The sequence below is a fragment of the Jannaschia sp. L-14R genome (genome assembly GCF_056857695.1).
Window position 1 is genome coordinate 172,334 of sequence record NZ_JBSXNP010000010.1, and the last position, 21,583, is coordinate 193,916.

14 protein-coding genes, 2 tRNA genes and 1 pseudogene are annotated in these 21,583 nt (G+C 61.3%); 6 read left to right on the top strand and 11 right to left on the bottom strand.

Features of this window, described 5'->3' with window-relative positions:
• Positions 1-23: 23 nt before the first annotated feature.
• The 3 genes from AC13C2_RS09195 to AC13C2_RS09205 all read right to left on the bottom strand — a co-directional run bounded on the left by AC13C2_RS09195 (position 24) and on the right by AC13C2_RS09205 (position 1,084).
• Positions 24-506: an acyl-CoA thioesterase gene (locus AC13C2_RS09195; protein WP_482886625.1), complete on the bottom strand. Its 483-nt coding sequence runs from the start codon at positions 504-506 to the stop codon at positions 24-26.
• A 208-nt stretch (positions 507-714) separates the two neighbouring features.
• Positions 715-788: transfer RNA gene (locus tag AC13C2_RS09200), tRNA-Gly, on the bottom strand.
• Positions 789-1,007: 219 nt separating this feature from the next.
• Positions 1,008-1,084: transfer RNA gene (locus tag AC13C2_RS09205), tRNA-Arg, on the bottom strand.
• A 457-nt stretch (positions 1,085-1,541) separates the two neighbouring features.
• On the opposite strand from AC13C2_RS09205, the gene AC13C2_RS09210 reads away from it, so the two are divergent.
• Positions 1,542-3,458 carry a heavy metal translocating P-type ATPase gene (locus tag AC13C2_RS09210; RefSeq protein WP_482886626.1) on the top strand — a complete coding sequence of 639 codons (1,917 nt, stop codon included), beginning with the start codon at positions 1,542-1,544 and terminating at the stop codon, positions 3,456-3,458.
• A 158-nt stretch (positions 3,459-3,616) separates the two neighbouring features.
• Here the strand turns inward: AC13C2_RS09210 and AC13C2_RS09215 are convergent, their stop codons facing one another.
• Positions 3,617-4,471 (bottom strand): universal stress protein, encoded by an 855-nt coding sequence (locus AC13C2_RS09215; RefSeq protein WP_482886627.1) that lies wholly within the window; start codon positions 4,469-4,471, stop codon positions 3,617-3,619.
• A 348-nt stretch (positions 4,472-4,819) separates the two neighbouring features.
• Here AC13C2_RS09215 and AC13C2_RS09220 point away from each other — a divergent pair, with 348 nt between their 5' ends.
• Positions 4,820-7,609, top strand: a complete 2,790-nt coding sequence (locus AC13C2_RS09220; protein WP_482886628.1) for an ATP-dependent Clp protease ATP-binding subunit — start codon at positions 4,820-4,822, stop codon at positions 7,607-7,609.
• A gap of 146 nt (positions 7,610-7,755) precedes the next feature.
• Here the strand turns inward: AC13C2_RS09220 and AC13C2_RS09225 are convergent, their stop codons facing one another.
• The 5 genes and pseudogenes from AC13C2_RS09225 to AC13C2_RS09245 all read right to left on the bottom strand — a co-directional run bounded on the left by AC13C2_RS09225 (position 7,756) and on the right by AC13C2_RS09245 (position 15,947).
• Positions 7,756-9,564 carry a PHA/PHB synthase family protein gene (locus AC13C2_RS09225; RefSeq protein ID WP_482886629.1) on the bottom strand — a complete coding sequence of 603 codons (1,809 nt, stop codon included), beginning with the start codon at positions 9,562-9,564 and terminating at the stop codon, positions 7,756-7,758.
• Between the two features lie 334 nt (positions 9,565-9,898).
• Positions 9,899-10,785 (bottom strand): annotated as a pseudogene (locus AC13C2_RS09230) (NAD(P)/FAD-dependent oxidoreductase); the annotation flags it as partial.
• A gap of 45 nt (positions 10,786-10,830) precedes the next feature.
• Positions 10,831-11,712, bottom strand: coding sequence for an MBL fold metallo-hydrolase (locus AC13C2_RS09235; protein WP_482886630.1), 882 nt, complete (start codon positions 11,710-11,712; stop codon positions 10,831-10,833).
• 468 nt (positions 11,713-12,180) lie between these two features.
• Positions 12,181-14,913, bottom strand: a complete 2,733-nt coding sequence (locus AC13C2_RS09240) for an HAD-IC family P-type ATPase (protein WP_482886631.1) — start codon at positions 14,911-14,913, stop codon at positions 12,181-12,183.
• 194 nt (positions 14,914-15,107) lie between these two features.
• Positions 15,108-15,947 (bottom strand): universal stress protein, encoded by an 840-nt coding sequence (locus AC13C2_RS09245; RefSeq protein ID WP_482886632.1) that lies wholly within the window; start codon positions 15,945-15,947, stop codon positions 15,108-15,110.
• A gap of 429 nt (positions 15,948-16,376) precedes the next feature.
• Between AC13C2_RS09245 and AC13C2_RS09250 the strand changes: the two genes are divergently transcribed.
• Genes AC13C2_RS09250 through AC13C2_RS09260 form a run of 3 tightly spaced genes read left to right on the top strand, consistent with a single transcriptional unit; the run spans position 16,377 to position 18,447 of the window.
• The gene (locus AC13C2_RS09250; protein ID WP_482886633.1) at positions 16,377-17,576 is read left to right on the top strand and encodes a DUF8173 domain-containing protein; all 1,200 of its coding nucleotides are present in this window, start codon (positions 16,377-16,379) and stop codon (positions 17,574-17,576) included.
• A 4-nt stretch (positions 17,577-17,580) separates the two neighbouring features.
• Positions 17,581-18,009 (top strand): DUF2267 domain-containing protein, encoded by a 429-nt coding sequence (locus AC13C2_RS09255; RefSeq protein WP_339646593.1) that lies wholly within the window; start codon positions 17,581-17,583, stop codon positions 18,007-18,009.
• Between the two features lie 12 nt (positions 18,010-18,021).
• Positions 18,022-18,447, top strand: coding sequence for a DUF3775 domain-containing protein (locus AC13C2_RS09260; protein ID WP_339646596.1), 426 nt, complete (start codon positions 18,022-18,024; stop codon positions 18,445-18,447).
• 10 nt (positions 18,448-18,457) lie between these two features.
• Here the strand turns inward: AC13C2_RS09260 and AC13C2_RS09265 are convergent, their stop codons facing one another.
• Complete coding sequence (locus tag AC13C2_RS09265; RefSeq protein WP_474521996.1) at positions 18,458-19,138, bottom strand: helix-turn-helix domain-containing protein; 681 nt, start codon at positions 19,136-19,138, stop codon at positions 18,458-18,460.
• Between the two features lie 172 nt (positions 19,139-19,310).
• Between AC13C2_RS09265 and AC13C2_RS09270 the strand changes: the two genes are divergently transcribed.
• On the top strand, positions 19,311-20,069 hold the full coding sequence (locus tag AC13C2_RS09270) for a response regulator (protein WP_482886634.1): 759 nt from the start codon (positions 19,311-19,313) through the stop codon (positions 20,067-20,069).
• Here the strand turns inward: AC13C2_RS09270 and AC13C2_RS09275 are convergent.
• Positions 20,045-21,577: a PAS domain S-box protein gene (locus AC13C2_RS09275; protein WP_482886635.1), complete on the bottom strand. Its 1,533-nt coding sequence runs from the start codon at positions 21,575-21,577 to the stop codon at positions 20,045-20,047. The genes AC13C2_RS09270 and AC13C2_RS09275 overlap by 25 nt on opposite strands.
• Positions 21,578-21,583: the final 6 nt, after the last annotated feature.

Below are 21,583 nucleotides of genomic sequence, written 5' to 3' on the forward strand. Positions count from 1 at the left end.
CTGGGGGGACCGACTTTACCCGCTCACCCCTCGTAAACCGCATCGTCGCGTCCGGTGAACGCTTTGACATAACTGTCAGGCAGCTTTTTACGTGTGACAAGATCCGCTTCCATCAGCACAATAACTGCCGTGCTTGTCGCGCAGAGACGTCCTTCGGACCAGACGCCGTATTCCATCGTCCAGGATGTATTGCGAAATGCGCGTGTGCGTCCGGCGACAACGTAGACATCCTCAAGGTGCAGCGGGGCCTTGTAGTCGACGGCGACGGATTTCAGCACCAGCACCGGGCGGCTTGCTATATCGGAGTATGTGCTGATGCCGTAATCGCGAAGATAGGCGATGCGAAATGTCTCGAACCAGGACAGGTAGCGGGCGTTGTTGACATGGTTGAGCACATCCAATTCGTGAAAGCGCACACGGTCGGCCTGTCCGAAGGTATAGGGGGCCGGGATGCCGATGTCCCGCAGGGCGGCACTGGCGAGGGATGTCAGAAGCGGGATTGTCATGCGGAGGTTTTAGCGCCGCGTGACACAGGCGCAACCACATTAATGTCGCCTCTTAATTCATTGAAAGTTAAAATAAAATTTAAGGGTGTGCTTTGGCTTGAGATCGGGAAACGCAGGCGACATTCCTGTTTCCTCGCCTGTGATGATCTGTGGGGCTGGCCCGTATCCTGCAGGAGATTAGAGGGCGAGAACGCGAGGTCTGCAGGATTGGAGCGGGTGAAGGGAATCGAACCCTCGTCACTTGCTTGGGAAGCAAATGCTCTACCATTGAGCTACACCCGCATACATTACGGGGTAGCCAAATCCTGCGCTGTCTTCAAGGCAATATCGCTCGCGGGAAAACGTCCTGCGCCCTAAATCCAACCCGATTTGTATAGAGTCCGTTCGACAAAGAATGACGTGCCCCTTGGGCGAGCGGATGCTGCGGGCAGATGGTTCAGGCGGCGACCATCGGAATGATGCCGAGCATCGGGCTGCAAGCTATTGCGGAAAAGGAGGCTTTGGCGCGCTGGGGAGGATTCGAACCCCCGACCCCTTGATTCGTAGTCAAGTACTCTATCCAACTGAGCTACCAGCGCACTACGAGGGGCGGGATAGCCCCCGTTGCGACAGGGTGCAAGACCCGATTTTGACCGGGTCGATCCAGGGGTGATCCACGTCGGATACAGGGGTGATCCAGGTCGGACGTCTATTTACCCCTGAAATACCCGTTCGCTGATGCGGATGGTGGCGCGGCGCGGCCGGGTCCGGTGACGCAATATTAATGCAGGGAGCTTGCCTCGCATACCGACGCGCCGGGGCCGCAAGAACCCGATCCTCATCACCCGGACCGATGCGAACGCGTATTCGGAGCAGAGAGGTTGATTTCGATCAACCGGCAATGGCTGCAATTCAGGACCTTAGCCTGCGACGTGTCATCCTGCCAGCGGTGCACCTGGATTTCGCATGGCCGGCCTTCGCACCGAAACCGGGGCATCGCAGATGCGACGTTCGAAGATGAAGCGGCGCACACACCGATCTGGAAGGAATATACGGATGGCGACATTCTTATCGACACGCCGGGATCTGGCACTTCTGGTCATCGGGCTTCTGGGCCTGCTGACGGGGCTTGCGCTTCTTGCCATGGGCCGTGGCGGGTCAGCGGATCTTGTGTGGTCGGTCGGTGTCGTGCCGATCCTTGCCGCGCTCCTGGTCGAGATCGTGCGCAGTCTTCGGAACGGAGATGTCGGTCTCGATATCGTCGCGGCCCTGTCGATGTCGGCCGCGCTCGTGTTCGACGAAACGCTGGCCGCAGCCGTCGTGGCGGTGATGTATTCGGGCGGAACCTATCTGGAAAGCTTCGCCGCAGGCCGCGCGCGACGCGAGATGAGCGCCTTGTTGTCGCGGGTCCCCAGAACCGCCACGCGATATGCGGATGGCACATTGGAGGATGTTTCCCTCGATAATATCGAGCCAGGCGATCTGCTGTTGGTCCGCCGGGGCGAAGTGGCACCCGTCGACGGCACGGTGGCAAGTGGCGCGGCGCTGGTCGATCAGTCGGCACTAACGGGCGAGGCAATGCCCATTCGTCTGGCGCAGGGACACGACGTGATGAGCGGCGCGATGAATGCGGGCGAAACGTTCGATCTGCGCGCAGGCCGCCGCGCGGCGGACAGCACCTATGCCGGGATTGTCAGGCTGGTCGAGGCGGCACAGAAGTCCAAGGCACCGATGGCGCGTATGGCCGATCGCTATTCGCTGCTTTTCCTGGCCGTGACCGTAGCGCTGGCGACGGCGGCCTGGTGGTTCACGGGCGATCCGGTCAGGGCGGTCGCCGTGCTGGTCGTGGCGACTCCGTGTCCGCTGATCCTGGCGGTGCCGGTGGCGCTTGTGGCCGGGCTGTCGCGGGCCACGCACTTCGGCGTGCTGGTCAAAGGGGCTGCGCCGCTTGAGGCGCTGGCAGGCATCCGCACGCTGATCCTGGACAAAACCGGCACGTTGACTGACGGGCAACCCCGGATCGTGTCCACACAGTCGCATGGCAACCTGTCCGGCGATGACATGCTGTTTCTTGCCGCGGCCATGGATCAGGCGTCGAAACATCCCATTGCACAGGCCATCGTCGCCGTAGCACGGGACCGCGGCCTTGTTCTGCCGGTCCCTGCGGATGTCGTGGAAACCGCAGGCGAGGGCGTTGCGGGCACTATCAACGGTCAGGCCGTTCTGGTCGGGAGCCACGGCTTCGTCGCTGCCCGCACCTCGGGCAATGTGGTCAACGACGTCAGCCGGGTTTCCGGTGAACCGGGTTCCGTGGTTGTCGCCCTGGGAGTCGATGGGGTGCTGGCCGGTCATTTCGTTCTGGCAGATTCATTGCGATCCGGCACCGCCACGCTTCTTGCGGGCCTGAGGAAAGCCGGAATCCAGCGGATCATACTGGCGACAGGCGATCGTCGCGTCGTCGCGGATGCGGTTTCCGGCACTCTGGGGCTGGACGGGGTTCACGCCGACCTGACACCCGATCAGAAGGTAAGCCTGGTTCTTTCCGAGCGGAGCCACGGGACGGTGATGATGGTGGGCGACGGCGTGAACGATGCGCCTGCGCTGGCGTCGGCAGACGTCGGCGTGGCCATGGGGGCCCGCGGCGCGGCCGCATCGGTCGAGGCGGCGGACGTGGTGCTTCTGGTCGACAGACTGGACCGTCTGCTGTCGGGCATCGAGGTGGCGCGCGGAGCGCACAGAATTGCGCTTCAAAGCGTTGTCGCGGGGCTGGGCCTTTCGGTGGCGGGAATGGTCGTTGCAGCGCTGGGGTATATCACCCCGGTCCAGGGCGCACTGTTGCAGGAGGTTATCGACATTGCGGTCATCCTCAACGCGCTCCGTGCCCTGAGGATAAATCCGCAGGTGGCCGGACAGACGGACCTGCGACAAACCGCAGATCAGGGTCTGCGGGATGGGGTTTCAGGAACACCCTGAATTTGCGCCCCGGCACGTCTGGCCGGAGTGTCGGGATAATTTTCCTCCGGTCGGCCGCGCCACGTCGCCATCTGCATGTTACCCTTGGCAAGAAGGCCGAAATCGTTGGCAGGATGGCCAAGTCGGTAGACCGAAGAAAATGGCGCGTCTCGGGCAGATCAATGCGCGAGCATGACCGGCCTGTCCGTCTGCTCGACCATCGACTTTGTGGTCCCTCCGAAGACGGCCTGTCGCATGCGGGAGTGGCCATAGGCTCCCATCACGATCAGATCGGCCCCCGTCTCGGTAGCGCGCTTCTGGATGCAGGTTCCGATCTCTTCTCCGCCACTCGGATATTGCTGAAGGTCGACATGACATCCGTGATGGCTCAGCCAGCGTGCGACATCCGAACCGGGGTTTTCTCCGTAGCGGTCCTGTGACGTGACGGGATCGAAGACCGCGATCGTCACATGAGACGCTTCCTTCAGCAGGGGCAGGGCGGCATGGACTGCGCGCGCTGCCGGAAGGCCGATGTCCCACGCGATGAAGATGCGGGTGGGATGGAGGGCGGAAGCGGCGCGGGTCGCATTGAGGATGACACCGGACGGGGATTGAAAGAGGACGCCCTGGACGGCGTTGCGAAACAGGGAGTCGTTGCCCCGCAGGTCGTTCGATATCACGACGGCATCGCAGGTTGCCGCCCGCTGGCCGACGATGGCCGGCAGAGCGGCAATATCGCAGGCGAGAGTGTCGACGTCGCCGGTCGCTCCGGAAGCGTCGAGGCGCGCTTCGATCCTCCTGGCAGCCTCGGTCAGCCCTGCGGTCGCCGTTTCGATTTCCTCCTGCCAGATGTCCGGGATCATGGGAATGCCATAGGCTTCCGTTCCGTAGGCATAGATCGGAGTGCGGGGCAGGCCCCCAAGGACCAGAAACGACAGGTGCATCCGCTCCGCGTCGGCGGATTGCAGGATCGGATCGAGATCTTCGGCCTTTGCCGAACCGGAGACCAGGATGAGAAGGCTTGCGTTTTTCATGATGACCTTTCGTGCGGGCGGTTTCCGCACCCTCTTGGTGAACGTCGCGGCTGGAGTCCGGGACAGTCCTGCCATGAGATGGCGGGCGGCGGGTTGATCGGGATCAACGTATCTGAAGCGCGAAACGGGCAGACGCAGAAGCCGCTGCGGTGAGGATGGGAAGGTGATGCTGCGCATCTTATTTCCCATACCGGCGTCGGCGCGGCTGTGACCTAGACTGAACGTGGCAGCCGTTGATATCAATCAATCCACGGGCGCAGGTTCCGTGTTGGTCTGGCACGTGTCGGCCCGCACGAGACCCCCCGTGCCGAAGAATTGCACCAGAAAATTGCATCAGGAGAGCATCACATGGCGAATGGTATTTGCGACATTTGCAACACCCGTCCTGCAAGCCTGCGCGCTCAGATCGTGGAAAACGGTCAGCGGCGCACCGTAGAGCTTTGCGATGTGGATTACCGACGTCTAGCGGCACGGCAGCAGCAGTCCAGTTCGCCGCTTGAATCGCTGTTTGGGCGGCGCGGCAGCCTGTTCGACGATTTCATCGGTGACGGGTTATTCCAGACACACAGAGGGGCCGGGACCGAACGGCCAGCCGGTGAGGCCGATACGATGCGGGCTGGCCAGCGGCATGGCGGCGCCCTGACGGAACGACTGAGTTCCCAGGCCGAGAAGCTGTTGCAGGATGCCGCCCGCACCGCGACAGAATTCGGGCGCAGGGAGGTCGATACCGAACACCTGTTGCTGGCGCTGACCGGAAGCGAGGTTGTCGCGACGATACTTGACCAGTTCAAGGTTTCGTCCACCGATCTGCGGCAGCAACTTGAAGACGCGGCCCCGCGCGGCAAGGCAGAGGATGTCTCGGAGACGACGCAGATCGGCGTCGCACCCCGCGTGAAGGACGCCATGGCGCGCGCCTTACAGGCGTCTTCGGATCTGGGTCATTCCTATGTCGGTCCCGAACACCTGCTGATCGGATTGGCCGAAGAAGGGGAGGGCATGGCCGCCGATATCCTGCGCCGCTATGGCCTGTCGTCCCAGGCAATCCGCCAAAAAGTCACGAAGGTCGTCGGCCGGGGTGCCGAGGGGGGACGCGTCGATGCGCCGAGCAATACGCCCAACCTCGATAAATATTCGCGCGATCTGACGAAACTGGCGGCCGAGAACAAACTGGACCCCGTCTTCGGGCGCGCGCGTGAGATCGAGACCACCATCGAGGTTCTGGCGCGGCGCAAGAAGAATAACCCTGTGCTGATCGGCGATCCGGGTGTCGGCAAGACTGCGATCGTCGAAGGGCTGGCGCAGCGTATCCTGGCCGGCGAGGTGCCCGAAGCGCTGGCCGATAAGCGGCTGGTCGAACTGAATGTCAACGCGCTGGTGGCGGGGGCCAAGTACCGGGGGGAATTCGAGGAACGGCTCCAGGAGATCCTGAAGGAAATCCTTGATCAGAAGGAAAGCCTGGTTCTTTTCATCGACGAGATCCACAGCATCGTGGGTGCGGGGCAGGGCGGAGGTGAGGGTGGCCTCGATATTGCCAACGTGTTCAAACCCGCGCTGGCACGCGGCGAGTTGAACCTGATCGGGGCAACGACGCTCAACGAGTATCAGAAATACATCGAAAAGGACGCGGCGCTGGAGCGCCGTTTCCAGCCGGTCTATGTCGAGGAGCCGACCATAGCCCAGACCATCATGATCCTGCGTGGCCTGCGCGACATGTTCGAGGCGCATCACAAGGTCACGATCTCGGACGAAGCGATCATCGCGGCCACCGAGTTATCGGACCGCTATGTCACAGCGCGGTTCCTGCCCGACAAGGCAATTGACCTGATCGACCAGGCCTCGGCGCGCGTGAAGCTTGCCAAGAGTGCACGTCCCGTCGAGGCGCAGGAAATGGACGCCGAGGTCAGGCAGCTGAAACGTGAGCAGGATTATGCCGCCGCACGCAAGCATTTCGACGAAGCCGCCGAAATCGGCGCGCGTCTGACCGAAAAGGAGGCAGATCTGAAGAAGGCGACCGAGGAGTGGAAACGCGCGCAGGCGTCAGGCTCTTCCGAGGTGCGCGCCGCGGACGTCGCTCAGGTCGTCTCGAAGCTGACCGGCATTCCGGTGACGGAACTGACTGTCGAGGAGAAGGAGAAGCTTCTGCATATGGAGGACCGGCTGCACAGGCGCGTCGTCGGACAGAACGAGGCCATCGCCGCGGTCTCGGACGCCATCCGGCTTGCCCGCGCGGGCCTGCGCGAAGGGGATCGGCCGATCGCCAATTTTCTGTTCCTCGGTCCGACGGGCGTCGGCAAGACGGAACTGGCCAAGGCGCTCGCGGAAGTTGTTTTCGGAGATGAAGATGCGATGATCCGCATCGACATGTCCGAATATGGCCAGCGGCACACTGTCGCTCGTCTGATCGGAGCGCCGCCGGGCTATGTCGGTTATGACGAAGGCGGTCAACTGACCGAGAAGGTGCGCCGCAGACCCCATAGCGTAATTCTGCTGGACGAAATCGAGAAGGCGCATGGCGACGTCTACAACATTCTGTTGCAGGTGTTCGATGACGGTCGCCTGACGGATGGCAAAGGGCGTGTCGTTGATTTCAAGAACACGGTCATCATCGCCACATCGAACCTTGGCTCGGACGTGATCCAGCGCGATCTGGCGATCCGCGGCACCGAGAAGGCGGATGCACAGAAACTCAAGGCCGATCTGATGGGCGTTCTGCGGAGCCATTTCAGGCCCGAGTTTATCAACCGGATCGACGAGGTGATCGTGTTTCACGCGCTCGACCGTTCCGAGATCCGCCAGATCGTCGAGATGCAACTGGCCCGCGTGGCTGCGACAGCCGCAGGGCAGGGTGTGACGCTTATCCCGGATGCCAGTCTGATCGATCACCTGTCCGACGAAGGCTATGCGCCCGAGTTCGGCGCCCGCGAGTTGCGGCGTCTGATCCGGTCCGAGCTTGAGACGGTGCTGGCGCGCGAAATGCTCAGTGGAGCGGTCGAGGACGGCGACGAGGTGCGCGCTCTTTGGGATGACGATGCGGACAAGGTGCGGCTCGAGAAAAGCGGCGCGGCACCGCACCCCGCCCCACCCGAGGAAGAGGCGGATGCAGAAGTGGAGGCGGATTCAGAGGCGATGGCAAAATAGGTATACCAAGGGCCGCACCGCGGGCGCATCCCCCGCGGTGCACCGACAGACGTTGCTCCAAGGAACTTCGGATCTTCGGTGGCAGATGCGATAGGCCCGGTATGCCCGGTCGATCGCCCAGTCATCCATTCGGACGGCCACCGGACCTAGTCGAACACGTAACGGCCCGGTGCATTTGTCGCATTGTCGGGGGACCGCCGGACTGCTGGCCGAGACGTCGCCGGAACAGCCGGACCCGATGCCGCCAGAAGCCAGTCTGACAATTCTTCCCACCACGACCCCTCGATGCTGTCGTGGTTTTCAAACCATGTGTCGGGGTCCTGGTAGAGATCGCCATGCGCGCGCCGTCCGATCCGGTAGTGCCGGCCGATATGGCCCGGCTCGCTCAGAATGCCGCCGTTGTGACCGCTGCTGGTCAGGGCGAAGGTCAAATCACAATCGCTAAACAGGCGCATCTTGTAGACCGACCGCCAGGGCGCGATGTGGTCTGTCTCGGTTCCGACCACGAACATGGGCGTTGTGATGTCCTTGAGCGCGATAACGCGACCGTTCACTGCAAACCGGCCTGCCGTCAGCCGGTTCTCGAGAAACAGTCCGCGCAGGTATTCGGAATGCATCCTTGCCGGCATCCGTGTCGTATCGCCGTTCCAGACGCCCAGATCCGTCGGCAAGTCCGGTTTGCCCAGAAAGTAGCGGTTGACCGCACGCGTATAGATCAGATCCTCGGCCCGGATGGAGGCGAAGGTGCGGGTCATCTGCGGGCGGTCGAGATAGCCCTGATCCCACATGAAGTCCTCTACGAAGGCGACCTGGTTCTCGTCGACGAACAGCAGCAGTTCGCCGGCCTCGGCGAAATCTACCTGTGCTGCCATCAGGGTAATCGTTGCCAGGCGATCATCGCCGTCTCGTGCCATCGTCGCGGCGGCGATCGCGAGGAGGGTGCCACCCAGGCAATAACCGTTGGCGTGAATCTTCACGTCAGGCACGACGGCCCCGATCACATCGAGCGCGGCCATGATGCCGTTCGTGCGATAATCCTCCAGCGACCAATCAGCGTGTTCGGGCCCCGGATTGCGCCATGAAATCATGAAGACCGTGAATCCTTGCCGCACGAAATAGCGGACCATGGAGTTTTGCTGCGACAGGTCGAGTATGTAATACTTCATGATCCAGGCCGGAACGAAAAGGATCGGTTCGGGGCGCACCGTTTTGGTCTGGGGCGCGTATTGGATCAGCTCGAACATCTCGTTGCGAAAAATGACCTCGCCCGGCGTGCAGGCGAGATCGATGCCGATACGAAAACCCTCCGGGGCGGGGCGCTTTGTCTGCAGAAGGGTCTGGATGAGATCCTGTGTCAGGAGCGCCATCCCTTCCATGAGGTTTCGCCCGCCCGTTCTTGCCGTCTCCTCCATGATCTCGGGATTCAACCAGGGAAAATTCGACGGAGAGACGAGATCGAGGGCCTGACGAACCTGGAACTGGACCCGGTCGGCGTCCTGCGGGCGCAGTCCGGGCATGTTGTCCGTCGCGGCTTCCCACCAGTCCTGCGTTGCAAGAAACGCCTGCTTCCAGAGTGCGAACAGCGGCATGTCCCAGGAGGCATGCGCGAAGCGGTGGTCGTACGACCGGGGCCTGAACGGTGCTTCGGCCTCTCGGCCCAGGGCATGCGACAGCGCAAGAACCCCCACCTTTCCGGCGTTCACCTGCGCCCGCTCCACAAGCTCCAGTTGGCGACCGGGCGACCGGGCGAGATTCAGCGCCCAGCCCTGCCAGACCGACTGGATCGAGAAAGGAGATACGCCGCCGGTCAACCTTGCCAGCACAGCCCGTGATGCACGATCGAGAACCGCATGGGGGTGAGCGGCCTTGGCCGGTGCAGTGCTGGGAAGGGGCAGGGGAACGGGCAAACGAGCCGGAGCGGTCGCGGACTTGTGGGGAATTACGGCAGAAGTCATTGGACGCTGCACCCCTTCATGGCTGGGTCTCGGCTCAGGATAGCGGTTCACTCAGAGCTGCAATTGACAACGATCAAGTCGGCTTGCGGCCCGGAGCGGGGGGCAGAGACCATATGCAGAATCGCAGACCGATCCGGCGGGCCCGGCCAGCAGGCGACGTCATTCGAAACAGGAAACTGCCCCGGAAAGGTGACGCAGAAACCCCGTGCACGCAATACCCTTCCTGATCGGGGTGGTGGCTCCGACAGCTGTGTATCGATCGCCGTGAGCGTTTCCAGAGCAGACAGAACGAGTTCTCGATGCCATGCATTCCCGGAGGAGCACCGACAGTCAGTCAGTCAGGCTCGATAGTTTCGGGATGCACCATCCATTCGCGGCCCTTCAACATTCCTTGCCAATAGAGCGGCGGCAGGATTTTCTCCTTCAGAAACCATGCTGCGCGGCTTGGCCGGGTTCCGTCGATGAGCGCCTTCGGCAGGGTCGGCAGAAGCATCCCGCCATAACCGAACTCGGCCAGCACGATCTTGCCCCGCTCCACGGTCAGCGGGCAGGCGCCGTAGCCATTGTATTGTGCTGTGGGCGCGTGGTCATCCATGTCGGCGGAAACATTTGCCGCGACCACCGGGGCCTGAAGCCGCGCAGCGGCGGCAGTCTTCGCGTTCGGCGCGTTCATGACGTCACCCAGCGACCAGATGTTGTCGAAGGTCTTGTGCCGCAACGTCGCCTGGTCGACGTCCACCCATCCGTCGGCATCGGCCAGGGGTGAAACCCTGATGAAGTCGGGTGCGGTCTGTGGTGGGCAGACGTGCAGCATGTCGAAGGGCATTTCGACCGTTTTCAACGCTGCATCGGGGCGTTTTACCTCAAAGGTGGCGACTTTCGCCGGACCGTCGACAGCAACGAGATTATGATGGAAGTCAAGCGACACGCCATAGCGGTCGACGTACTCCATCAGTGCGGGGAAATAATCCTTCACCCCAAAGAGGACGGGACCGGCAGTGGCGAAATGGATGTCGATACGACCCAGGACGCACCGCCGCTGCCACGCTTCGCCTGACAGGTACATTGCCTTATGCGGCGCACCCGCACATTTGATCGGCATGGGGGGTTGGGTAAAAACGGCCCTTCCACGATCAGCCCGCACACCAGCTCCCATGTATAGGGTGCCAGGTCATAGCGATAATTCGACGTCACCCCGTTTCGGCCTAACGTGTCGACCAGACAGACAGGCGGGGCGTCAGGATCCTGATATCCATGCAACCTGCCTTAGATCGCGTTGACCGGGACCTTGAGGACGGGATGGCCGTCGTCGTCGCAGGGCACTTCGCCCGCGCGCATGTTCACCTGAAGGGACGGCAGGATCAGCTTGGGCATGTCCAGGGTGGCGTCACGTGCCTGCCGCATCTTCACGAAGGCCGCGCGTGTGGTGCCGCCGCCGACATGAATGTTGTGAGCCTTCTCCTCGGCCACGCTTGTTTCCCAGGCAATGTCCCGTCCGTTCGGGCCATAATCGTGGCACATGAAAAGGCGCATTGCGTCAGGCAGGCGCAGCACCTTCTGAATGCTGTCATAGAGTGTGCCCGCATCCCCGCCGGGAAAGTCCGCCCGCGCGCTTCCGCCATCCGGCATGAAGAGCGTGTCACCGACGAATGCGGCATCGCCCATCACATGTGTCATGCAGGCAGGCGTATGGCCCGGCGTATGAAGGGCGAAGGCGGTCATTTCGCCGATCTGATAGGTATCGCCATCCTCGAGCAGGGCGTCGAACTGGCTGCCATCGCGCTGAAACCTGGTGCCCTCGTTGAAGATCTTGCCGAACGTTTCCTGCACGGTGACGATCTGGGCCCCGATGCCGATCTTGCCGCCGAGTTTCTGCTGGATGTAGGGGGCGGCGGACAGGTGATCGGCGTGAACATGGGTCTCGATGATCCAGTCCAGCGTCAGGCCGCGCCGTTCAATTTCGGCGATCAGGGCATCGGCATGGTCGTAGGTGATACGTCCAGCGGCGTAGTCGATGTCCATGACGCTGTCTACGATGGCACAGTGGTCGCTGGCACTGTCCCTTACGATATAACTTATGGTGTTCGTTGCGGGATCGAAATGGCCCGAGACGTCGGGCCGAACTGTCATGTCGACGGGATAGGGCATGATAGCTCCTTTTCAGGCTGTTGTCGGCCGGGCCTGATCGGATTTTGCACAAAGCGCTTGAGACGGATGCCGATTGCGGCGCTGGCGACGGGAATTGAAAACACCGGGAACGAAGTTACCGGCGCGGATCGGTGGTGCCCGGACAAGAGACCGCCAGTCTGCAGGGACTGAAGAAGTGTGCGTAAGGTTTCCATAGCCTGGCACCTACTTCGTCGGGGGCGGTTCGGCTTTGACTGAGATCAACGGGGCACGGTTTCCGAGCAAACGTCCGGCGCATATTGGTGGTCCGGGGCGGACACCGCTGCAAATGTCGCGCCGGGTTCACCGCGGGATCGAAGATGTCCCCGGAAACCCTGACGCGCATCAGGTGGCAAACGGGTCTTCGTGACAGCCTTCACGGCCGACAGGTGGCAATTCTCGCATGTAAAAGCCCGGTCGGGACAGCGAGGGATCTGACGATCGGAGGACTTATTCATGGACAGGCCCGGCACGGGACGACAGTGACAGACGGATTTGTTTTTCCGCTTCCAGAATTGCGAAGAACGCGACCCCGATCGCTATGATCACCGATCCGTCCACAACGGACACCGCCCTTGTGCCGAAAACCTGTTGTGCCGCCGACCAGTAGGTGACGATGAATTGGGCGGGAACAATCAGGGCCAGACATGTCCAGATCACCCTCGTTCCTTTCGCGCTGGCCCAGGTCAGCGATGTGCCGAAAATATTGCGGATGAAGAAGAGATGAAAAATCTCCAACACCACGAGGAGGTTCATCGCCAGAGTTTGCGACAGCGCGTGCGGATAGCCCTTGGCCGTGGCATAGGCACCGATACCGAACACGGCCAGGACGAACAGGACGGAGACAAGAACGATATGCCAGCCCAGCGTGGCATCCAGCAACGGCGTCTCGCGCGCACGCGGCGGGCGCTGCATCGTGCCGGGCTCGGTCGGTTCGAATGCCAGGGCCAGACCCAGCGTGATACCTGTGATGAGATTGATCCAGAGGACCTGCAAGGGCGAGACCGGCAAGGCGAGGCCGAGTATCAGCGCGATGGTGATCGCGCCCGCCTCTCCAAAGCTGGTTGGCAACTCGAAAACTATGGTCTTTCGCAGATTGTCGTAGACCGTGCGCCCCTCGGAGACGGCGGCGGCGATGGAAGCGAAGTTGTCGTCCGCCAGCACCAGAACAGCCGTCTCCTTGGCGGCCTCCGAACCCTTGACCCCCATCGCAATGCCGACGTCGGCACGCTTCAGGGCCGGCGCATCGTTCACTCCGTCTCCGGTCATCGCGACGGTCAGACCATGGGCCTGCAATGCGGTGACGAGGCGCAGCTTGTTCTCGGGCGAGGTGCGCGCGAAAATGTTTGTATCCAGAACTGCCTGCGCCAGATCTGCGTCGCTCCGTGCATCGAGATCTGCACCGGTCAGCACCGATGTGGGATTTCGCAACCCGATCTGCTGACCGATGGCCGAAGCGGTCCCGGCATGGTCTCCGGTGATCATTTTGACGGTAATGCCTGCGGCATGACACTCCTCGATTGCACCAATCGCCTCGGGGCGTGGCGGATCGATCATGCCGACGAGGCCGATCAAGGTGAATTCGCCGTCGGGCTGGTCTGATCCGAAGCCGTCAACGGTCGCGTCCCGCATTGCAAAAGCCAGTACACGCTGTCCCTTCGATGCGATGAGATGCGCCTCGCCTTGCCAGTAGTCCTGGTCGAGCGGGACGTCGGCACCGTCGCCACGTTGGGTTTTGCACATCGCAAGCACGCGTTCCGGCGCCCCCTTGACCACTATGGAATGCCGACCGTCCGGGGCTTCGACCAGCACCGCCATGTAGCGGTGAACGGCGTCGAAGGGTATTTCGTCGCGTCGGGACCAACCTGAGATATCGACCCCTGTCTTCGCCGAAAACGCGAGGAGGGCACCCTCCATCGGATCGCCGATTGACTGCCAGGTCGAACCGGACAGACGCAATGCGGCATCGTTGCAAAGCGCTGCCGCGCGGCCGAGCTCGGCCAGGGCATTGGATGCGGGGCTGGGGTGAATGGCACCGGTCGGATCGTAGCCATGCCCCTCGATCGCAAAAAGCCCTGCCTGCGTCTGTGCTGTCACCACCATCATTTCATTGCGCGTCAGGGTGCCGGTCTTGTCGGTGCAGATTACCGAAACGGAACCCAGCGTCTCGATCGCGGGCAAATGACGAATGATGGCATTGCGGCGCGCCATGGCCCTGACACCGACCGAAAGGGCGATGGTCATCACTGCCGGAAGTCCTTCCGGAATCGCGGCGACGGACAGGCCGACGACATTCATGAAAATCTCGTCGAAGGGCAGCTGGCTGACGAAGTAGCCATAGGCCAACAGGACCGAAGCAATCAGCAGGATCAGAATGGTGAGCCATCGGGCGAGGACGTCCATTTGCGCGACCAAAGGGGTGGTCAGCGTCTGCACCCGCGAAATCAGTCCGCCGATCCTGCCGATTTCGGTATTTTCTGCCGTGGCGACAGCAACGCCGCGGCCCGTCCCGTTGGTCACCAGCGTGCCGCTGTAGGCCATGCAGGTCCGGTCGCCGATCGGAGCCGCGCGGGCTAGGGCATCGATCGATTTCTCGACCGGGACGGATTCACCGGTAAGTATCGCTTCGTCAATGAACAGACCCGTGGCCTCGATCAGGCGCAGGTCGGCGGGTGCCCTTTCCCCCGGCTCAAGGAGGACGAGATCACCGGGAACCACATCGGCCGTGTCGATTGCGCGGCGCTCGCCGTCGCGCAGCACGGTGGTTTGCGGTGCCAGCATGTCCCGGATGGCGTCCATTGCCTTCTCGGCGCGATCCTCCTGAATATAGCCGATAATCGCATTCGCAATCACAACCGCGAGGATGACTGAGGTATCGATGTAATGCTGCAGGCTGGCCGTCGTGATCGCGGCGGCAAGCAAGACGTAGATCAGGACGTTATTGAAATGCGCGAGGAAACGGAGAAACGGATTGCGCCGCGCCGACGAGGGCAGGCGGTTCGGTCCATGTCGCTGGAGCCTGTCGATGGCTTCCGCTTCACTCAGACCCGTGCGACCGGCGTCGAGCGATATCAGCACGTCGTCGACCGTCAGGGTGAACGGTTCAGTCGGCGGTGAACCCGCCGGTGCATCGGCACCGTTCGTTGCAATGCGGATCGGTTCGGCCGGGGTCTGCTTTGTCATGTACAAACTTTGCTAATATTGGCGGAGCCGGGTTGATCCACCGGTCTGTGCGATCTCATGACATCCTCGGCATCAGCACCGTTTCAGTGCCCTGGCGATTGCCGCCTTGCAGGCAGATCGACATGGGTCGCATCCGGCGCAGGGCGGATGCCGCCACTGCGTTCACACGGACAGGACTGTGCCGATATCCGGGATCAGCGCGAGAACAGGACCGGCAGATCGGATCTGCCGAGCAGGTCCCGCGTTGCCGTGCCGATAATGAAGTCATAGGCGCGGGAGTGGCCAAAGGCCCCGATGGCGATCATGTCTGCGCCCCTCTCGAAAGCCTCCTTGTTCAAGGCAGTAGCGACACCAGGGTGCGTCCATGTCTTCTGAACGAGTGTCGTCTCGACCCCGTGGCGGGCGAAGGCGGCCGCAAGTTCGCGCGAGGTCGCATCCTGGTCAGCACCATGGCTGCTGTCGTTCACGTGCACGATATGGGCAATGTCCCCTTCCTGAAGCAGGGAAAGAACATCGTGGGCCGCCCGGACAGCCTCGCGCGTGCCGTTCCAGCCGATCAGAACGGAACGACCGAGTGTATCGGGGCGAGCGGTCGGGGGAACGACGAGCACCGGACGACCGGAATCGTGGATCACCGTCTCCAGGAGTTTCATATCCGCCGACTGGTGGATGTCCGTTCCGCCTCCCGCAATGACGACGATATCGGCGCAACCCGCGCTTTCTGCGATCCGGTCGGCAGCCATTGCCATCCCGGTCCTTACCGTCCGCCATTCGGACACGAACTGTTCTGCATGGGTGTACTTCTCGAAAACCGCCTTCAACGCTTCGGTTTGTTCGAGCTGTGAGGACCCGTAATCGTCATGGGCGGAGTCCGGAATGTGCAGGGCAATACCGGGATAGACCATCAGAGCCTCGATTGTGCGCAGTCCGATCAGGTGCGCGTCGTGACGGCGGGCCAGGGCGCAGGCGGCTGTCATGACGGCGTCGGCGCTGGATTCAGAGGTGAGGCAGGCAAGTATGGTCTTGATGGACATGATGTCCTCCTTTGCTGGAACGGCTGCGCGACGTCAGGCACGAAACGGGTATGTGCGTGACCCGTGGCCAATGTCTGGTAGTGATGGTGTCGATCCGACGCGCGGACCGTGAAACGACGGTGGGGTTTGCGATGTGAAAAGCATCTCACCATCCTCGAACGCCGCGCCGACTTTTCCGTCCTTGGGCGAACCCTTGCGGCACAGGCCTGCGAAGATTGGCGGCGCCGGGCTTGAAAGTATGACAACCTCGATAGCGATCCTGGCGCATGTCACTCCTCCGGCCTCTCTCGATCAGTCGGCCTCTCTTGGCCTTGTGTGACTTGACCGGGCCTAACAGCGCCTTACCCGGCGCCGGTTGATCGCGATCAACCCGCTTGCGTGTTTCGGTGCGCATCCTTCCCTGGACAAATCGGTCCGAGGAGAGATGTGATGATCGGGATAAAGGGTGCAATGCTCGCCGCTGTGCTGGCTGTTCTGTCCAGCCCAGGAGCGGCGGAGACCCCGGATCGCCAGATCGGCGGCGACATTCTGAGAAGCGGAGACTCGGCTGCGCAGTTGCAGGCGGACCGGGACGTTCTGGCGACCGGCTTTACCGTGACCCTGGACGGTATGATCGCGCAGGACGGTCACGCGGCCGGTTTTGCGGTCGGGGTGGATGCGACGACCGGCGGTGATCTCTATGGGGCCGGTTTTTCCGTCGGCCTGAGAGGCACGGTAGGCGGTGATCTGACGGCAACGGGATTCAGCGTCGTGACCGGTCCGGGCGCGGAGGTTGCGGGCAACGCACGTCTGGCGGGTGCAAGGATCACGATCAACGGTCCGATACGGGGGGCGCTGGCAGCGGTCGGCGGCAAGATCACCCTCAATTCCGAAGTCACCGGGGATGTCCTGCTCGGTGCGGAGACGCTCATGTTCGGCCCGGATGCCCGCATCGGCGGCAAACTGACATATTCGACACCAGAGCGCATCGATATCCCCGACTTCGTCCTATCGGCAGACCAGATTGTATATGAGCCTTTCCAGCGCAGCGAGATTTTCAATAATGCCTACGAGATGTGGGAAGGCTGGGAGATGCCGCGCGGTCCAACGTTCCTGACGGTATTCGGCGGATTTCTGGTCACGCTCGGTTTCTTCGTCGTGATCGGTGCGCTGTTTCTCACCCTCGCTCCGGTGCAGGTCCGGCGGCTGCGCCGAAGCATCGATGCACGACCCGGCATGGCCTTGCTGACCGGAGTGATCGGCCTGTCGATGCTCTTCGGGTTGGTGCCTGTCAGTGCGATGACCATACTAGGTATCCCACTCGTGCCGATCGTCCTGCTGGCAATCCTGCTTGTCTGGGTCCTGGGATACATCCTCGGTGCCTACGTCCTTGCCATGCGCGTTCTTCGGGCCTTTGGAACCGCCGAGAATCCGGTGATCTGGATGCGACTGCTGGCTCTCGTGATCGGCGTAAGCTTCACAGCGCTGCTGAATTACATCCCGGTGCTCGGCTGGATGGCGAATTTCGCCCTGGTCCTGCTGGGGATAGGCGGAATAACGACGGCGCTGTTCGAACGGATGGTCGGCAATATTGACCCTGCGCTCGATGTCGACATGCAGCCAATTCAACGCAACCCGGAACAGGAGTAAAGCCATGTCTGCGCAGGGACTGGAAGTGATCGATCATACCGTGCAACTGACCCACGAATGGATCAACGAGGTGCGGGACAGGCTGGGCTGGAGCAGCAGCCGGGATGCGATGCGCCTGCTGCGCGTGACACTGGTCCAGCTCCGCGATCACCTGGGGCACGACGAGACCGCGCAGCTGTCTGCGCAGATGCCCCTTTTGATCCGCGGAATGTTCTTTGAAGGTTGGCAACCGGCGCATACGCCAGTGCGTGACCGGAAGGCGGAGCACTTCGTGACCGCCATCGAGAAACAGGTTGAGGCTGTCCTCGACTGGCGCGGCCCACGTGACATCGAGGCTGTGTTCCGCACCTTGGACAACAGGATTTCGGAAGGCGAGATCCGGGACGTCAAAGCGGGGTTGCCGCAAGCGATCCGCGACATGTGGCCCGATTGAAAGGATGCGACGATGGAAACGGAAAATATCAATATCCTGACAATTGAGCCGGGATATCTGCGGCGACTGTTGTTCAAATTGCGGGCGGCAAGCCTTGGGGATGCGGACACGCCGCGAGATGCCCGCGACAATGCTTTGTACGGTGAACACCACATTACGCTCAAGGAAGAGGTGGATACCGGCGCTGTCCGGGAGGAGCTGGTCGCAGAGATCGATGGGCTGGACCCCGATCATCAACAGGAGCTTGTTGCGTTGATGTGGGTCGGGCGCGGTGACTTCGACAGCGACGAGTGGCCGGAGGCCCTGGCGCTGGCTATGCAACGCGCGGACGCGCCGGCGTCCCACTATCTGCTTTCTCACCCTATGGCCGCCGACGAAATCGCCAGCGGCCTTGAGGAACTTGGTCACGATCATCTTCTGGAAGACGGTAGCTACTAGCGCGACCTCGTCAGGTGTCGGCCTGCGATGCGTCGATGAGGGCATCCAGGTCGAGGACAAGAACCGTCTGCGGCGTGTCGAGGGCGATCGTCCTCGACTTGCGCAATATGGTAAACGTACGGCTGACGGTTTCGATCGTCAGGCCAAGGAAATCCGCGATGTCTGCACGGCTCATCGGCAGGGAGAACGTCGCATAGTTGCCGATGGGAGCGCCCGTCCGCTGCGACAGGACAAGAAGGAACGATGCGACCTTCTCCATCGCCGATTTGCGTGCGAGCATCATGAAGTGGTCCTGCATCGCGCTGATCTCGCGGAGCGCGGCGCACAGAAGGCGCTGATGCGTTTCCGGATCGCTTTCGCCCGCTTCGAAAACGCGGCGCTTGTAGATGACGATCTCGGCGGAGGAGAGCACATCGCAATCGGTGTGGTGTCGTGTCCCGTTCGGGAAGCCGACGATATCGCCAGGCAGTCCGAATGCGATGACCTGCCGCTTGCCGTTTTCAAGGACACGGGTCAGGCGGAGGACACCCGACACGACCTCGTAAAGATTGGTGGCGTCATCGCCTTCGTGATAAAGATATGCACCGGACTTGAATTGCCGTTGCGGAAGCGCCTTCGATTGCGTGCAAGGCGGTTGAATAACCGATGGCGCGAGGAAGGACATCGGTTCGGCTGAAAGTGTTACGTACATGCTGCGCTCTCCGGTTTGGTTCGCAGGGACCATCCCAAGGATGTGTCGCAGGCGGACACGCGCGGCAGTATCGGTTTGTATCGGTTTGTATCTTTCCGCCGATTAGCGTGTTGCGGCTGGCCACATCCTGTATTTATCGTTATTTCATGGGTCGTTCCGCCGGATCATTGCCATGGCCAACAAGACCATTCTCGTCGTTGAAGACGATCAGAAAATTCGCACACTCCTTAGACGCTGTCTGGAAGGGGCCGGATACGTCGTGGAAGAAGCGTCAGACGGCAACGGTGTGCGGGAGGCATTTTCGGATGCCCCACCCGATCTTGTGACCCTGGATCTGAATTTGGGAACCGAAGACGGACTAGATATCGCGCGGGACATTCGCCGCACCCATGATGTGCCGATCATCATGGTGACCGGAAAGGACGATGTGATCGATCGCGTGGTTGGTCTTGAACTCGGCGCCGACGATTATCTGACGAAACCCTTTCACGTACGCGAGGTTCTTGCCCGTGTGCACGCCGTATTGCGTCGGAGTGAGATGCGGGGTGCAAGCCGCGCGGAACCCGTTGACGCAAGTCCGCCAACAGACCTGCTGCACGATCTCGATGGATTAAAGCTTGATATTGATCGAATGCAGCTGACCGACCGCGATGGTAAAGATTGCAATCTGACGACAGCCGACTTCAAACTTCTGGCGGCCTTCTTGGCCAATGCCAAGCGCCCCCTGTCGCGCGATCGCCTGATGGATCTTATCGATGGGACGGAATGGGCGCCGCTGGACCGCACGATCGACAATCAGGTGGCTCGCCTTCGCAAGAAGATCGAGCGTGATCCCTCTCGTCCGACGCTGATAAAGACAGTCCGGGGCATTGGATACATGTTGACCGAAATAGCAGTCGAACAGGATTACCGGTCTTCGAGCGCGGTCTGAAGGGCCAGCGCCAGATCGGCTTGCCGGTAAGGTTTGCGCAAAATCGCGAATTCAGCCTCTATCCTGCCGCCGCGCAGGACGCTTTCGGAGAAGCCGGAGGTCATAAGAACGCGCACTCCGGGCTTGTCTTCGGCGATCTTCCGGGCAAGATCGTGACCCGACATCCTGCCGGGCATGACCAGGTCTGTGAACACGACGGAGATATCGTCTCGGTCTTTCAGGATGCTCCATGCAGCATCGCCGGTCGTTGCGGTAATGCACCGAAATCCGAAGGCCATCAGACGGGTCTGCGACAGTCGCATCACGCGGGGATCGTCCTCGACCACGAGAATAAGCCTCTCCGCCCCGAAGCGCGATAGCCCATCCTGGCTTTCCTCGACGGCGTTCCCGGTCTCTGTCTCATCCACCATCGCAGGGAAATAGAGGCTGATTGTCGTTCCTTCTCCGATTTCGCTGTAGATGGCGATGTGACCTTCCGATTGTTTGATGAAGCCATAGACCATTGAAAGTCCAAGCCCCGTGCCCTGGCCAACCGGCTTTGTCGTAAAGAATGGCTCCATCGCCCGGTTGCGCGTTTCGGCCGACATTCCTTCACCCGTATCGCTGACTGAAAGCCGGACGTATTTTCCGGGTTCGACCCCGATCTCCTGCGCAATGTAGCGATCGTCCAGTTCGACATTGCGCGTCTCGACAAGGATTTTTCCACCGCCAGGCATGGCGTCCTGTGCATTGAGCGCAAGATTAAGGACGGCCGTCTGAAGTTGGGTCGCATCCGCACGCGTAGGCCAGGCGTCTTCGGCAAAAACAGCGTCGATCGAAATGTGTGCGCCGATGGTTCGATTCAACATGGCCAGGGATTGTTCGACCAGATCGTTCAGGACGATGACCTCGGACTTCAGACTGCTTTTGCGGGCGAAAGCCATAAGCCGGGAGGTGAGGTCTGCCCCCAGTTCCGCGGCCTCCAGCGCGTCGGAAATCAACGCACGACTTTGTGCGGCAGGCCCGGACATCTCCAAGAGTTCCAGATTGCCGACAACCACCGTAAGCAAATTGTTGAAGTCGTGGGCGATGCCTCCGGTCATCTGTCCGATCGCATCCATTCGTTGAGATCGGGCCGCAGCCTCTTCGGCGGCTTGCCGATGTGATCGGTCATGTAAAATCGCTACAAACAGGACTTCGCCGTCGATGTCCGCGCGGCCGACCGATAGATGCAGTGGAAAGACGGTTCCGTTTGCGCGCAGACCCTCGACGTCTCGCCCGATCCCTATGATGCGCTTCTCGCCCGTCTCGAGATGGTGGTGCAGGAATCCGTCGTGACGTGCTGCCATGTCGTCAGGCATCAGAATACGGACGTTTTGTCCCATGAGATCGTCTACGGACCTGCCGAAGAGCAGGGCGGTTGCCTTGTTGACGCGCAATATGGTGCCGTCATGATCCGACACGAGGATCGCATCGACCGCAGCATCGAAAATCGCGAAAAGGACGGCGCGATCATCGGCAATATCCATAGTCAG

Excerpts from the sequence above, each read along its gene's own strand:
- AC13C2_RS09235 (WP_482886630.1), bottom strand. The coding sequence starts at position 11,712 with ATGCCCTATCCCGTCGACATGACAGTTCGGCCCGACGTCTCGGGCCAT.
- AC13C2_RS09225 (WP_482886629.1), bottom strand. The coding sequence starts at position 9,564 with ATGACTTCTGCCGTAATTCCCCACAAGTCCGCGACCGCTCCGGCTCGT.
- AC13C2_RS09270 (WP_482886634.1), top strand. The coding sequence starts at position 19,311 with ATGGCCAACAAGACCATTCTCGTCGTTGAAGACGATCAGAAAATTCGC.
- AC13C2_RS09255 (WP_339646593.1), top strand. The coding sequence starts at position 17,581 with ATGTCTGCGCAGGGACTGGAAGTGATCGATCATACCGTGCAACTGACC.
- AC13C2_RS09265 (WP_474521996.1), bottom strand. The coding sequence starts at position 19,138 with ATGTACGTAACACTTTCAGCCGAACCGATGTCCTTCCTCGCGCCATCG.
- AC13C2_RS09210 (WP_482886626.1), top strand. The coding sequence starts at position 1,542 with ATGGCGACATTCTTATCGACACGCCGGGATCTGGCACTTCTGGTCATC.
- AC13C2_RS09260 (WP_339646596.1), top strand. The coding sequence starts at position 18,022 with ATGGAAACGGAAAATATCAATATCCTGACAATTGAGCCGGGATATCTG.
- AC13C2_RS09195 (WP_482886625.1), bottom strand. The coding sequence starts at position 506 with ATGACAATCCCGCTTCTGACATCCCTCGCCAGTGCCGCCCTGCGGGAC.
- AC13C2_RS09215 (WP_482886627.1), bottom strand. The coding sequence starts at position 4,471 with ATGAAAAACGCAAGCCTTCTCATCCTGGTCTCCGGTTCGGCAAAGGCC.
- AC13C2_RS09275 (WP_482886635.1), bottom strand. The coding sequence starts at position 21,577 with ATGGATATTGCCGATGATCGCGCCGTCCTTTTCGCGATTTTCGATGCT.
- AC13C2_RS09240 (WP_482886631.1), bottom strand. The coding sequence starts at position 14,913 with ATGACAAAGCAGACCCCGGCCGAACCGATCCGCATTGCAACGAACGGT.
- AC13C2_RS09245 (WP_482886632.1), bottom strand. The coding sequence starts at position 15,947 with ATGTCCATCAAGACCATACTTGCCTGCCTCACCTCTGAATCCAGCGCC.
- AC13C2_RS09250 (WP_482886633.1), top strand. The coding sequence starts at position 16,377 with ATGATCGGGATAAAGGGTGCAATGCTCGCCGCTGTGCTGGCTGTTCTG.
- AC13C2_RS09220 (WP_482886628.1), top strand. The coding sequence starts at position 4,820 with ATGGCGAATGGTATTTGCGACATTTGCAACACCCGTCCTGCAAGCCTG.